This is a genomic window from Prevotella aurantiaca (genome assembly GCF_015262605.1).
GTDB classification, from domain to species: Bacteria; Bacteroidota; Bacteroidia; order Bacteroidales; family Bacteroidaceae; genus Prevotella; species Prevotella aurantiaca.
On the sequence record NZ_JABZSJ010000063.1, the window covers coordinates 1 to 14,233 of the forward strand.

Genomic DNA, 14,233 nt, shown 5'->3' on the forward strand with positions numbered 1-14,233 from the left:
ATGTCCATTACTAAAATCCGTGAGCTTTTCAGCCTACCAAATGTCCATTACGCCTGATTTTTCCATATTTATAAAATATAAGAGCCACTCTTCCTGTGTTAGAAGGGTGGCTCTTTTATTATTGTACGACGAATGAAATGGTTATTTGGTAAACTAGATAATCTCTTATTCCATTACAAGTAGAATGTTTTTTAATAATGCCTATTATTCAACAATCCATTCTACATTTTCACTTATCATATTTTCTGATTCTTCTTCAATAGCGATACTTGATGGGTTTGGGTTTTTCATTGAGACTTTGATATTTGTCATTACATTACGCTTTAAAATAACAACTTTCTGTTCTGATTTTATTGTTCCATCGGTTTTAGTCCAATTTAATAAGAAATGAGACTCGCCTTTATAATCATCTTCAATTGCTTTGTCTGTTTGTGTGAAAGAATAAATAGCTTGATGATCGAAGACTGGGTCAGAAGCATTTACGGTTGCTGTATAATCGTCTAAATATTTGACTTCAATTGTTCCTTCTTCAGGTGGCGTAATGGTTAAATGCAATCCAAACACAGCTCGTTTTACCTTTATAGATACTATATTTGATGTTTTAGGAGTAAAATCAGATAATGTGCCATATTGTTTTATTAGTTTAGGGCACCATACTTGTTTATTACCAGTAATTGTCGTTTTATCTTTAGGCGGAAGTGCTAAGTTTTCTGAACTTGATTTTATGAATGAATTACTCAGCTTTGTTGGATTCTCCTTTGTTGTTATAAATGGTGCCATATATCCACTTTCAGAAAGATAGATACCATCTTCTTTTTCTTCTACTATCAAGCATTCAAAACGATAATGGCAATTTTCGTTTAGGGCAATGCTTATTTTTGATGGATCATCAAATAAACCATAAGCATATTTAGAATAAGAAGTACTTTTTCCTTTCTTTTCAAATACATTAATACCATACAGCTTTCTTCCCGCACTACGGGTAACATTAATGAATAAGGGTGATTCAGAAGTTGCTATTTCCTCATTTATTCTGAGCGAAATAGTTTTCGTCTTTCCTTTACCTTGTTGTTCTTTTTCTACTCCTTCTTCTAAAATTGCTTTTTCGCAACTTACGAAGCATACTGCCATTAAAATGGTTAATAGTGTGTAAATTGTCTTTTTCATATTATTTTGATTCTTTAATATATGCAAAGGTACTATTTTTTTACTTTATACCAAAAAGAAAATCCGAATAATCATGATATTTATATTGAATTTATACTATACTTGTCGTAATGAAGTAAAGTCTTTAGGCTTTATTTCGGAGACAGTTCTTCTAGAACTTACATAACTTAAACTCCTTATAATAGCAAATCTAAAATCAATGGGAGATGGTCACTAAATCCACTGTTGTAGCGCATTCCATTATAGAAACGGTGAGGTTTTACTCCTCCATATTTTTTATCTTCTTCAAGTAGAAAAGGAGCATCATTTATTCTGCATTGCTGTACTTTGGCTACTAAGTTAGTGCTTACAAGTATTTGGTCCAAGCTTCCCCATTCTCCTTGATAGCGATAAGTTCCTTTGGCTCCATTTCTTCCTTTTGCATTCCGAGAAATATTTATCATTCCATGTTCATAGATATTCTGCAGTGATTTGTTGTCGGCATAATCGTTGAAGTCGCCCATTGCTACAATTTTAGCATGCTTTTCAGTTGCCTTAATCGAGTCAATAGTATTGCAAAGCTGCGCGGCAACGTGTATTCTAAATGGTTCGGAGAAGACAATACCACCTGAACGACTTGGTGCGTGTACGAGAATTACGTGAAGTGTATCGCCATTAATCAATTCACCCATTACGTGCAGTATGTCGCGAGTAGGTTTCATATCTTTTAATGGTGGGATACGAATGGTGTCGGCCTTTATTATTCGGAAGGTGAAAGGCGAATAGAGTAGGGCGACATCTATGCCACGCCTATCGTTTGAGGCTGTCATAATGTATTGGTAATGTGCTTTTCGTAGTAGAGAACGTTCAGTAAGGTAAATCATTGTGCTGTCGTTCTCCACTTCGCACAATCCTATTAAGTCGGGCAGATAAGTTCTTGCAGAATCCTCGCCACACGAGATAATGCCTTGTCCTACTTTGTTCAGCTTCTCCCAATATTTTGTGCGTGTCCAATGGCGTGGCGAGTTGGGTGTAAACTCCAAATCGTTTTTCTCAGAATCGTGTTCTGTATCAAACAAATTTTCTACGTTCCATTCTACTATGCGTAAGCGTTCTTGTGCCACTAATAAGCAAGGAAGAAGGAAGAGAATGAGCAACCATATGTGTTTCATAGCAGGTAATCGGCTGTTAGTTCAGCATAGTTAGCTGTTGCCGAACGCTTTCTTCGTGTATGATTTCGAGAATGCGAGCAGCAAATTTAGCATCTATTCCACAAACTTTTGCTTGTTGTGCACACTTTTCCAACATTTCATTGTAGCGTTCCGATTGTAAAACCGTCATATTGTGCTCCTTTTTAAACTTGCCAATCTCGCGACAAAGTTTAAAGCGTTCGGCAAGTAAGTTTATCAACGAACTGTCCATTTCATCTATCTGTGAGCGCAGTTGATGCAGTTCTTCACTTGTAGTGTGCTTGTTGCGCACGATAAGTTGCGAAAGAATAAGGTCTAATTTCTTGGGCGTTACTTGTTGTTCAGCATCGCTCCAAGCTTTGTTAGGGTTACAGTGGGTTTCTATTATTAGTCCGTCGGCACCTAAATCGAGTCCTTGTTGGCAAAGCGGTGCAATGAGGTCGTGCCGTCCACCTATGTGGCTTGGGTCGCAAATAATTGGCAAGTCGGGTATGCGACGATGCAACTCGATGGGAATTTGCCACATCGGTAAGTTGCGGTATATTTTTTTTTCGTAACTCGAAAAGCCACGATGGATAACGCCCAATCGTTTTATACCTGCCTGATTCAAACGTTGCAGTGCACCAATCCATAGTTCAAGGTCAGGATTTACAGGGTTTTTCACCAAGACTGGAATGTTCTTTACACCGCATAGTAGGTCGGATAAGGCTTGTATGGCAAACGGATTGGTTGTTGTTCGTGCACCAATCCACAGTATGTCAATATCGTATTTCAGAGCCAGCTCCACGTGTTCGGGTGTTGCCACTTCGGTGGCGATAAGCATACCTGTTTCGTCTTTCACCCGTTTTAGCCAAGGCAGAGCTTTTTCACCATTACCTTCAAAGCACCCAGGTTTGGTGCGTGGTTTCCAAACACCTGCTCGGAATATCTTGCAGCCATTAGCTGAAAGTTGTTGAGCAGTATCCATTACCTGCTCTTCGGTTTCAGCAGAGCAGGGACCTGCTATTATGATGGGTTGGTTGTCTTTATGTGGAAGTTCTAATGGTTGTAGATCTAATTCCATTATAATAATATGTGTTCGTTATATTTTTGAACTAAAAACCATACGGATTCATTTGTTTATACTTGTCATTAAGTTGTTTCTCAATGTTTTCTTCTGCATTTTCTTTACCATCTGTTGGTTTCAGCTCTTCTGCTCTTTCGGCATCTTCTTTTGCTTTCGCCTCGTTTCCTATTAAGGAATACATTTCGCTGCGTTCTTTAAATGCATTGTACGAAAATGGGTTGGCATCAATAGCTTTTGTGAAATACTCTATTGCCTCATTATTGCGATTGGCTTCTCGTTCTATTCTTGCTTTTAATAGTAGTACATCTTCGTTATCTTCTGTGTGTTCCAACAACCAATCAGCATCTGCTTCAGCTTCGCTTAGCTGCTGAGTGCGTAGATAGGTTTCTCCGCGTAGCAAATAGGCGTTGCCTTGCTTGTCGTCTAACGAGATGGCTTTTGTTGCCATCGCAATTGTGTTTACGTCGTCGCCTTGTCCTTTGCATGCTTCGGCATATAGGTAGTGAGCTGTTGCATTTTCCGAATCTAAGAGAATAGCTTTTTCACACGCTGTAGCCATTGCGCCATAGTTTTCCATCATAAAAGCTATGTTAGCCATGCGAATAAATATTTGGACATTGTCGGGTTGCGCCTTACTTAATATTTGTAGTTCTTCGTAAGCTTCCGAGAACATACCTTTTGATGTATAAACAATAGAAAGGTGGTCGTGAATTTCCAAGTCGTCTTTTATCTCCAATGCATGTTTGAAACATCTTATTGCATATTCTACTTCACCAGTTTTCATGGCTCTAACGCCATCGTATTTCAATACATCGAAATTTTTTGCTTCGTTTTGTACTTTTATTTCTTCTTTGGTTTCTTCTTTGCCACCAAATAGCTTCTGAAAAAAGTTCATACGTGTTTTATTTTATTTATGTTTAACGAAGTAGCAAGCATTGTTTTCAACTCGTTCGTTATGATTGTGTAGTTATATGTTTTTTCAATTTACCAACTCTGCTAGATATAGAGCTTTCTGAAAGAAAAATATTAGCAGTGATACTTTTTAACCCTAAAAATAGGGTATTGCAAAGATACACAATTTAATTTTAGCTGAGGAACAAGAGACTTAAAATTTTCCGATGTCTGGGAATAATCTGAAACAATTTTTAATCGAATGATTACATAAATCTTAATTTTCTGATTGTGAAAAAAACTAATATTTGCGAGTCTGTTAACATTTGAAATTGAGGTCAAATAGAATAGTTCGCCAGCTTTTCTTACGTTGTTCAGTACCTTTTTATATAAAGTTCAACTACTTTTTATTGATTGCTCAATAACTTATTATAAAAAGCTGGCGAGCTTTTTATAATAAGTTCGCCAGCTTTTTGCAGTTTGCTCAATCACTTTTGCCTAAATATTCTATTACTTTTGTTCAAATTTGTAAGTTTTCTGCTCTTTTTATGATTGTTTAATGTATTATAAGTTGCACACTAACAACACAATTATCTTGTTACTTGCTGAATATCTGTGTTTTATATATTGCACGTAAATAATAGCCTTTTTTGAGAGAGATAATGAATTTATTTTAAAAAGTGGCCTTCTTGCACTCTTTTGCGCTCTAAGAATTAACATTCCAAGTAGAAAAACTTACCTTTTTTAACGTTTTGCTCTAAAACGAAAAGGATATAGTTGTGAGATAGAAAATGAAGGGTTAGGTTGCTTTATAAATCTGTGTTTTTCTATTTTCTTAAGTAGGAAAGTATACAAAAGAAAATCCCACTGACTCAGTTTGTGAGCAGTGGGATTCTTATTAGTTTATAACGCATATTCTTCGCCATTAAGAAATACTTGGCGAATAATAGGTGTGGTGTATGCGTAAGGGATAAAGTCGATTGACGGAATCGGGTCGGTAATGTAGAAGTTGGCTACCTTACCTACGGTGATAGAGCCGTACTCTTCGCTCAGTCCCATAGCATAAGCTGAGTTGATGGTTGCTGCATTGATGGCTTCAGCAGGCATCAGACGCATCTTTATGCACGCCAATGATACGACAAACTTCATATCGCCCGATGGTGTAGAACCTGGGTTGTAGTCGGAAGCAATTGCCATTGGGAGTCCTGCGTCAATCATCTTTCTGCCTGGTGCGAATGGCATATTCAGGAAGAATGATGTTCCGGGCAAAGCGGTTGGCATAGTTTCAGCGTCTTTAAGCAGTTCTATATCGTGGTCGTCCATCGCTTCAAGGTGGTCTACGGAAAGGGCGTTGCATTCAACACCTACTTCTACACCGCCTGAAACAGCAAGTTCTTCGCCGTGAATTTTACCACGAAGACTGTATTTTGCACCCGCTTGGAGCAGGCGTCGCGTTTCGTCTGGAGTGAAGAAACCTTCATCGCAGAACACGTCTATAAAGTCTGCAAGTCCTTCCTCCGCCACGGCAGGCAACATATCGTTGATAATGTGGTCTACATATTCGGCTTGGCGACCAGCATATTCACGACCGACAGCGTGCGCACCGAGGAAGTTGGCAACGACCTTGACAGGAGCAGTCTCCTTTATGCGACGAATAACACGCAGCATCTTCAGCTCGTCTTGGAGATTCAAGCCGTAGCCGCTCTTTATTTCCATCGCACCCGTACCTTTTCGAATAACCTCGTCTACTCGCTTCATCGCCTGTTCGTAGAGTTCGTCTTCCGAAAGTTCGTGCAGGCGGTCGGCAGAATTGAGGATACCGCCACCACGTTTTGCAATTTCTGCATAGCTTAAGCCACGGATTTTATCAACAAATTCGCCTTCTCGGCTGCCAGCATAAACAACGTGTGTGTGGGAATCGCAGAACGAAGGCATAACGGTTCCGCCTTCAGCATCTACAACCAATGTGCTGCGTCCTACTTGCGGCGTGTCAATGCGTGGACCGTAAGAAACGATGCGACCGTTTTCTACATAAAGGTAAGCATTTTCAATGGTGTTTAGTTGGGACATTTCAGCCCCTCGCAGGCATCTTTTACCTTCGTGTCCGATGCCTGCCAGTATGCCGATATTTGTTACTAAGAGTTTCATTTGCGGAGGAAATCTACTGACTTAGCAATGTGTGGTGCCATAAATTGGTCGTTTTCAACGAATGGCACAACCTTACGATAAGCATCGAAGATAGCTTCGATGGCAGGAGAAGACTTCAATGGGCGACGGAATTCGAGTGCCTGTGCTGCATTAAAAAGCTCAATAGCAAGTACACGCTCTGTATTAAGCACTACTTGATAGAGCTTTGTAGCTGCGTTCGCACCCATGCTGACGTGGTCTTCCTGTCCTTGTGAAGAAGGAATGCTATCGGCAGAAGCAGGTGTACAGTACATCTTGCTCTGGCTAACGATAGAAGCTGCTGTGTATTGAGGAATCATGAAACCACTATTTACACCTGGTTTAGCAACTAAGAAACTTGGAAGGTCGCGTGTGCCAGATACGAGTTTGTAGATACGACGCTCTGAAATGTTGCTGAGTTCGCAAAGTGCAATGGCAAGGAAGTCCATCGGTTGTGCGATAGGTTCGCCGTGGAAGTTACCCGCAGAGATAACGAGGTCTTCGTCAGGACAAACAGTAGGGTTGTCGGTAGCTGCATTTACTTCAATGTCGATTACAGATTTCACGTAGCGTATGGTGTCTTTTGATGCGCCGTGAACCTGTGGCATACAACGGAAAGAGTAAGGATCTTGCACGTTTACTTTTGGTTGTTTAATGAGTTCACTGCCTTCGAGCAACTCACGAATACGAGCAGCTGTTTCAATTTGTCCTTGGTGAGGACGAACAGCGTGTACGGCGTGTGTGAATGGTTCGATACGACCATCGTAAGCTTCGAGCGACATTGCACCAATCTTGTCTGCCCAATCGCTCAATCGCTGTGCTTGGAGCAAGCACCAAACAGCAAATGAGTTCATGTTCTGTGTACCATTGAGCAATGCCAAACCTTCTTTTGAAACGAGTTGGATAGGTTGCCAGTTCATCTTCTTCAGCATTTCCTCGCCTGAAATAACTTCACCGTTCATTTCTACACTGCCAATACCCAAGAGAGGCAAGCATAGGTGAGCCAACGGAACGAGGTCGCCCGATGCACCGAGTGAGCCTTGCATATAAACAACAGGGTAAATATCGTTGTTGAAGAAATCTATCAGACGCTCTACAGTTACCAATTGGCAAGCTGAGAAGCCGTAGCTTAGCGACTGAATCTTGAGCAGCAACATAATCTTTACGATTTCGTTGGGAACGCGGTCGCCAACACCACAAGCGTGCGACATCATAAGGTTCTTCTGAAGGTCAGAGAGTTGTTGCTTGTCGATAGAGATTTTGCACAACGAACCAAAGCCAGTTGTTACGCCATAGATAGGTTTATCTGATGTTTCAATTTTCTTGTCCAAGTATTCACGGCAACGAACAATGCGGTTGCGTGCGTCGTCAGAAAGTTCAAGTTTAATGTTGTTTTCAATGATTTCACCAATTCTTTCAATAGAGAGGTGTTCTGCACTTATCTTATGTGTCATAATTGTATTTAAAAGTTAACTTGTTTCTTTAAAATGAATATTCACAGATAAGAATATGCCTTATCTGTGAATACGTTTGTTTTTACTTATATGCTTCGTTGATAATATCGTCATCAACAAAGTTTGGAAGTGTTACGGTTAAACCAGGAGTACGTTCCATTTCACGCTTGATGGCGTCAATAGAGCCCTTATTGCGTGCCCAGCTTCGACGAGAAATACCATTATTCACGTCCCAAAGGAGCATCTGACGAATGTGGCGAGCTGAATCTTCACCACCATCGATAACCATACCGAAGCCGCCATTGATAACTTCGCCCCAGCCTACGCCGCCACCATTATGAATTGAAACCCATGTTGCACCACGGAAAGAATCACCAATAACATTGTGAACAGCCATATCAGCACAGAATTGCGAACCATCGTAGATGTTGCTTGTTTCGCGGAATGGAGAGTCGGTACCTGATACGTCGTGGTGGTCGCGACCCAAAACTACAGGACGGCTAATTTCACCACGTTTAATAGCTTCGTTGAATGCTAAGGCAATCTTTGTACGGCCTTCCGAGTCAGCGTAAAGGATACGAGCCTGAGAACCTACAACAAGTTTGTTCTTGCCTGCTTCCTTAATCCAATGGATATTGTCGTCCAATTGTCCGATAATGTCTGGAGTTGCAGTCTTGCGTATTTCTTCGAGAACTTCTGTTGCGATACGGTCGGTTGTTTCCAAGTCTTTAGGGTCGCCAGATGAGCAAACCCAACGGAAAGGACCGAAACCATAGTCGAAGAACATTGGTCCCATGATGTCTTGAACGTATGATGGATAGCGGAATTTGCCGTTTTCACCCATAATATCAGCACCTGCACGGCTTGACTCCAATAGGAAGGCATTGCCGTAATCGAAGAAGTACATACCGTTGGCAGTGAGTTTGTTGATTGCAGCAACTTGACGGCGCAAAGACTCTTGTACTTTTTCCTTGAACAATTCAGGCTCTTCTGCCATCATACGGTTACTTTCTTCCAATGAAGCACCTACTGGATAGTAGCCTCCAGCCCAAGGATTGTGGAGTGAAGTCTGGTCAGAACCAAGGTCTACGTGGATATTTTCTTCTGCCAAACGTTCCCAAAGGTCTACCACGTTGCCTACGTATGCCATTGAAACCACACGTTTTTCTTCAACAGCCTTGCGAATTGCAGGAATAAGCTCGTCGAGGTTTTCATGCAATTCATCTACCCAACCTTGCTCATGGCGTTTGCGAGCAGCCAACGGATTGATTTCTGCTGTTACGCTAACAACGCCAGCAATGTTACCAGCTTTAGGTTGTGCGCCTGACATACCGCCAAGACCAGCTGTAACAAACAACTTCATATTGTCGCCACCAACTTTGCGTGCAGCATTCAATACTGTAATTGTTGTTCCGTGAACAATGCCCTGTGGACCAATATACATATATGAACCAGCTGTCATCTGACCATACTGACTTACGCCTAGTGCGTTGTCGCGTTCCCAATCATCTGGCTTAGAGTAATTAGGAATTACCATACCATTGGTAACAACTACACGTGGTGCATTCTTGTGTGATGGGAAAAGACCGAGTGGATGACCAGAATACATAACGAGAGTTTGCTCGTCGGTCATTTCGCTTAAGTATTTCATAACTAAACGATATTGTGCCCAGTTTTGGAATACAGCACCATTACCACCATACGTAATTAATTCGTGAGGGTGTTGAGCTACAGCTTTGTCAAGGTTGTTCTGTATCATCATCATGATAGCAGCAGCTTGATGAGACTTGTGTGGATATTCGTCAATAGGACGAGCGTACATTTCATATGTTGGACGGAATCGATACATATAAATACGTCCGTACGTTTCTAATTCATTAGCGAACTCCGGTGCCAACGTAGCGTGGAACTTCTTTGGGAAATAGCGCAATGCATTGCGAAGTGCAAGCTTCTTTTCCTCAGCTGTAAGAATTTCCTTACGTTTTGGAGCGTGGTTAATAGATGTGTCGTATGCCTGAGGTGTTGGAAGATTTTCAGGAATACCAGCACGAATATCTGCTATAAATTGTTCTTTAGTCATTTTGTATGGTGTTTTATAATTTCTCTTCTACAATCTTCATAATTTCTGCTTCAAGCTCATTCGCCTTCTTAATGAGTTCGTTAGCTTCGCCTACAAGTTTGTCAGCAGTTTCGCGGTCCTTTAGTCCTGAAGCATTGATCTTAACGTTCAAACCAGCACCTAATACGGCTGCACGAGCTGCAAGTACACCTACACCTGCATCAGAAACACTGTTTGGATTGCCTTCTTCGGCCATTGCTTTGCAGAGTTCAAACACCTTGAATGATGCTTGCATAGTGTGCAAAGGTACCTGTGTTGCGAACAAAGTTGCCGCTTGAATGGCAGCTGAACGAGCAGCTTTCTCTTCATCAGTCTTTTTAGGAAGACCAAAAGCCTCCATAATGCGATTGAAAGCTTCAGTATCTTCATCTACGAGTACCATTAATTCTGCTTGAATCTTCTGACCTTTGTCTGCCCAGTTGCTGAATTCTTCCCAACGGTCGTCCCAACCAGCCTTATGGCTTGAGAGGTTGGCAACCATTGTGCCCAATGCAGCACCTAAGGCTCCCATATAAGCAGAGATGGTGCCACCACCAGGAGCAGGTGATTCGCGTGATGTTTCGTCAGCGAAGCCTTTCACTGTAAGGTCTATAAGTTTTGCAGTTTTGTTCTCGTCTTCCAAGAGATATTCGATAACCTTTTCGCGTGGGTTAAATTCTTTCAAATCGTCCAATCCCATAGACTTAATTGCAATCTGCAGAATATCTTCTTCAGGAATACCTGTAGAACGATTTTGTTTTTTCAGGAAGTATTTACCAGCTTCTATTAATGTACGTTTTGGTATCAAACCAACTATTTCTGTACCAGTTACACGAATACCACGGTTTTGTGCGCAACGGCAAACTTCGTCGAATGCAACGTGTAATGGAGTAACGTTTATGTCGGTAATATTCATTGAAACTTGTGCAATGCCATATTCGTCGATGAACCAACCGATTGCCTTTGTGCCTTTCAACGTACCTGGAATCATAATGGTTTTTCCATTCTCATCTTTCATTGGTTTACCAACAGGTGAACCACCTTCACGTTGTGGGCGTCCCTTTTCGCGTACGTCGAATGCAATTGCATTAGCACGGCGAGTAGAAGTAGTATTTAAGTTGAAATTTGTAGCAATCAAGAAATCACGAGCACCTACAGCTGTACAACCTGTACGAGCTACACCTTCATCCCACGCACGAGCGCCGAAGTCAGGTGCTTCTGTTTCAACAGTCATTCTTTCTGCTAAGCCTTCATATTCGCCTTTACGACAAATAGCAAGGTTGCGACGCTCTGGAGTTCTTGCAGCAGCTTCGTAACAGTAGCAAGGAACTTGCAACTCATTAGCGATACGTTCTGCAAGCTTGCGTGCCAATTCAGCACATTCTTCAAGAGTAATGCCTGCAACTGGAATTAAAGGGCAAACATCGGTAGCTCCCATACGTGGGTGTGCACCATGATGCTGGCGCATATCAATGAGTTGTGCAGCCTTCTTTACGCATTGGAAAGCAGCTTCCAATACAACATCAGGAGCACCAACAAAAGTAATTACTGTACGGTTTGTAGCTTCACCTGGGTCTACATCAAGCAGTTTTACGCCTTTTACGCGTTCAATTTCGTCAGTTACTTGCTTAATAATAGCCTTGTTACGTCCCTCGCTAATGTTAGGAACACATTCAATGATTTGTTTTTCTTGTACCATTTCTTGTATTATAAATTAAATTTTTTAGGCATAATTTCTTTACGGTGTAAAATTAAGAATAACATATCAGACTACAAAATATTTATCCTTAAACTATTCAAAAAAATGATGTTTTACGACAGTATGTCATAAAAAGTTCTCTTCTTAGGCAGAAACAAGCAATATCTTCTTACTCTATGTTCAAATTCTTATTTATTTTATTTTAGCCTTTGAATATCAAAATAATATTCTGGAAATTATTTCTCCTACAAAAATCGTTTCTTTCAAAAAAACAATTTATATTTGCAATATAATATAGGTGGCTTTTTATAAGTCTACTCATCTAAAAACAAAATAAATGAAGTACCTAAATTTTACCATATTAGTTTGTCTTTTTCCTCTTGCTATTACTGCGCAAGATATACAAACCTTTTTATTAAAAAACGATACAGGTATGAAAGCCGTAGTAAGCAATTATGGCGCACGTTTAATGCAGCTCGAAGTGCATAACTGGAATGGAAGGTTAGAACCAGTTATAAAGGGTTATCAGCATATATCTGAGTATAAGGATAATCCAACCCTTGGAGCAACTATGATGAGTCTTGATGGAAAAGTAAGTCCAGTATTAGCAGATAAGATATGGGAAGTGGTTAGTGCTGACCACCAAGCTGTAACTTTTCGATATATATCAGATAGTAAAGATGGTGAGTTTGATGGCAAAATGAACTTCTCTGTCACTTATACTCTGTCAGATCAAAATGCTCTTGATGTAAATTATAGAATGACTTCCACTGCTCCAACGCGCTATAAACTTACTAATGGTATTATTTTTAATCTATCAGGTGACCCTAATCGTACTATTTTAAAGCAGCATTTGTGGATAGATTCGTATAAAACAAATGTATTTGATAAGGAAATGCAACTAACAGGTGAGCAAGAAAACGTCCGTTATACTCCATTAAACTTTATTCAACCAAGAGAGATAGGAGAGCGTATTAACAACTTACAAAATGGGTATAATCATGCTTTTCAGTTACGTCATCCATCTAATGTGCAGAAACCTGCTGCTATACTTTTTGATGAACAAAGCGGTAGAGTTATGACAGTTTATACATACGAACCAACTTTGCATATAAATTCTTATGGAAAGAATAGTTCTGGTATATCTTTTCAACCTCTTCATACAGGATACAATGAGCATAAAGAAAAGTTAAGTGCTAATATCAACCCAGGACAAGTGTTCCATGCAGCAATCGTATTTATTTTTACGACCGATCCTCCTCTTATAATGAGAAGAGAGCATTCTGCTAAATAAATTCAAAGAAAAGATTAATTTCTATTAATTTCTTTGGCTGTTAGGTTTCATTATTTTAATTTTGCATTGTATGAAGAAGATTTTTATCATAGCAATAGCATTGCTTCTTGGAGTAAGAATGCATGCGCAAGATGTTTATAATAATAATGTTGATACGACAAAAGTCGCACCAATAGTTTCTTCACGTCTGCAAGGAGCCAGAGAAGCAACGGAGGCAGAGAAAGAGTATGCAAGACGTATGGCTGAAGCAAGAGAACAACAACAAATAGATAGAAACCTACCATTTGTTGATGAGAACGGACAAGCCATTACAAATAATGATATGTATAATCCTTATTGGGGATATGGATGGGGTCCGACTTCATGGCGTTTGCATAAAGGTTTGAATGTAAATCTCAGTGCATCCGTGTTTGCTAACTTTGGTAATGGATATAGTCATGGCGCAGGTTTTTCTCAAGATATTTCGTTGATGTATGTGACAAACCTATCGAAAAAAGCTACATTAGCAGTGGGTGGTTATATAAATAATGTAACCTATGGTGGTTCCAACTACACAACAGCTGGTGTAAATGCTATTTTTGGTTATCGTTTCAACGAACATTGGAGTGCATACGCATTTGTACAAAAAGCATTTAATTCTGGCAATTTTCTTCCTTGGACAATTGGGTATGGTTCATATAGTGGTTATGGAATAGGACTTTCTCCAATGTATTTAGGATGGGGATACTCTCCTTATATGTGTGGTGCTTATGGAATGGCAGCCAGTAAGTTTATGGACAGAATAGGTGGCGGTATAAGTTATCAGTGGGGAAAATATAATCAGAATTCTATCACGATAAGCGTAGAGTATGATCATATGCCTAATCAGCGTAGCGGTTTTTATGATTTTAACAGATATAGTTATCCTGCAACAAGATAGTGATATAAAAGGGAAATAGCGTTTTAATAGGGACGTAATGGAGAGTATTCTTTAGGGAATACAAAGAAAAACCAAAATAAATCCTTTATATTGCCAACGAAAAGTATGTGATAATAAAGTTTGTGTACTTTATAATAATGCCCGTTTTGGAATACAAAACGGGCATTATTATAAATAAAATATTAGACGTGAAGTTATATATTAAACGATTCAGAAAGATGAAAGTCGTTTGAAACTTATTATTATAAAATGCATAAAACGTAATTACAAAAAATAAAAATGTAATTACATTTTTATTTTTTGTAATTAC

At 39.9% G+C, this 14,233-nt stretch carries 10 protein-coding genes; 2 read left to right on the plus strand and 8 right to left on the minus strand.

All coding sequences use genetic code 11. From position 1 onward, the window contains the following. Window positions 1–204: 204 nt before the first annotated feature. The 8 genes from HXN26_RS09495 to ftcD all read right to left on the minus strand — a co-directional run bounded on the left by HXN26_RS09495 (window position 205) and on the right by ftcD (window position 11,710). Complete coding sequence (locus tag HXN26_RS09495) at window positions 205–1,167, minus strand: hypothetical protein (RefSeq protein ID WP_273160926.1); 963 nt, start codon at window positions 1,165–1,167, stop codon at window positions 205–207. Window positions 1,168–1,343: 176 nt separating this feature from the next. Further along, window positions 1,344–2,318, minus strand: a complete 975-nt coding sequence (locus tag HXN26_RS09500) for an endonuclease/exonuclease/phosphatase family protein (RefSeq protein ID WP_273160928.1) — start codon at window positions 2,316–2,318, stop codon at window positions 1,344–1,346. 16 nt (window positions 2,319–2,334) lie between these two features. Continuing rightward, the gene (locus tag HXN26_RS09505) at window positions 2,335–3,399 is read right to left on the minus strand and encodes a bifunctional 3-deoxy-7-phosphoheptulonate synthase/chorismate mutase type II (protein WP_273160930.1); all 1,065 of its coding nucleotides are present in this window, start codon (window positions 3,397–3,399) and stop codon (window positions 2,335–2,337) included. A gap of 31 nt (window positions 3,400–3,430) precedes the next feature. After that, entirely contained in the window at window positions 3,431–4,297 is an 867-nt protein-coding gene (locus HXN26_RS09510) for a tetratricopeptide repeat protein (protein ID WP_273160931.1), read from the minus strand. A gap of 899 nt (window positions 4,298–5,196) precedes the next feature. Beyond that, window positions 5,197–6,441 (minus strand): imidazolonepropionase, encoded by a 1,245-nt coding sequence (gene hutI / locus HXN26_RS09515; RefSeq protein WP_273160933.1) that lies wholly within the window; start codon window positions 6,439–6,441, stop codon window positions 5,197–5,199. Further along, on the minus strand, window positions 6,438–7,913 hold the full coding sequence (gene hutH, locus HXN26_RS09520) for a histidine ammonia-lyase (RefSeq protein ID WP_273160935.1): 1,476 nt from the start codon (window positions 7,911–7,913) through the stop codon (window positions 6,438–6,440). The genes hutI and hutH overlap by 4 nt, the downstream gene beginning before the upstream one ends. 82 nt (window positions 7,914–7,995) lie before the next feature. Continuing rightward, a complete protein-coding gene (locus HXN26_RS09525; protein ID WP_273160937.1) occupies window positions 7,996–9,993 on the minus strand; it encodes a urocanate hydratase in 1,998 nt (665 codons plus the stop codon). A gap of 13 nt (window positions 9,994–10,006) precedes the next feature. After that, window positions 10,007–11,710, minus strand: coding sequence for a glutamate formimidoyltransferase (gene ftcD / locus HXN26_RS09530; protein WP_273160939.1), 1,704 nt, complete (start codon window positions 11,708–11,710; stop codon window positions 10,007–10,009). A 337-nt stretch (window positions 11,711–12,047) separates the two neighbouring features. On the opposite strand from ftcD, the gene HXN26_RS09535 reads away from it, so the two are divergent. After that, window positions 12,048–13,004: an aldose epimerase family protein gene (locus tag HXN26_RS09535; protein ID WP_273160941.1), complete on the plus strand. Its 957-nt coding sequence runs from the start codon at window positions 12,048–12,050 to the stop codon at window positions 13,002–13,004. Between the two features lie 70 nt (window positions 13,005–13,074). Next, window positions 13,075–13,923, plus strand: a complete 849-nt coding sequence (locus HXN26_RS09540) for a hypothetical protein (protein ID WP_273160943.1) — start codon at window positions 13,075–13,077, stop codon at window positions 13,921–13,923. Window positions 13,924–14,233: the final 310 nt, after the last annotated feature.

Bases quoted from the DNA above. Each gene is read 5' to 3' on its own strand.
- HXN26_RS09495 (WP_273160926.1), bottom strand. From the start codon at position 1,167: ATGAAAAAGACAATTTACACACTATTAACCATTTTAATGGCAGTATGC.
- HXN26_RS09500 (WP_273160928.1), bottom strand. From the start codon at position 2,318: ATGAAACACATATGGTTGCTCATTCTCTTCCTTCTTCCTTGCTTATTA.
- HXN26_RS09505 (WP_273160930.1), bottom strand. From the start codon at position 3,399: ATGGAATTAGATCTACAACCATTAGAACTTCCACATAAAGACAACCAA.
- HXN26_RS09510 (WP_273160931.1), bottom strand. From the start codon at position 4,297: ATGAACTTTTTTCAGAAGCTATTTGGTGGCAAAGAAGAAACCAAAGAA.
- hutI (WP_273160933.1), bottom strand. From the start codon at position 6,441: ATGAAACTCTTAGTAACAAATATCGGCATACTGGCAGGCATCGGACAC.
- hutH (WP_273160935.1), bottom strand. From the start codon at position 7,913: ATGACACATAAGATAAGTGCAGAACACCTCTCTATTGAAAGAATTGGT.
- HXN26_RS09525 (WP_273160937.1), bottom strand. From the start codon at position 9,993: ATGACTAAAGAACAATTTATAGCAGATATTCGTGCTGGTATTCCTGAA.
- ftcD (WP_273160939.1), bottom strand. From the start codon at position 11,710: ATGGTACAAGAAAAACAAATCATTGAATGTGTTCCTAACATTAGCGAG.
- HXN26_RS09535 (WP_273160941.1), top strand. From the start codon at position 12,048: ATGAAGTACCTAAATTTTACCATATTAGTTTGTCTTTTTCCTCTTGCT.
- HXN26_RS09540 (WP_273160943.1), top strand. From the start codon at position 13,075: ATGAAGAAGATTTTTATCATAGCAATAGCATTGCTTCTTGGAGTAAGA.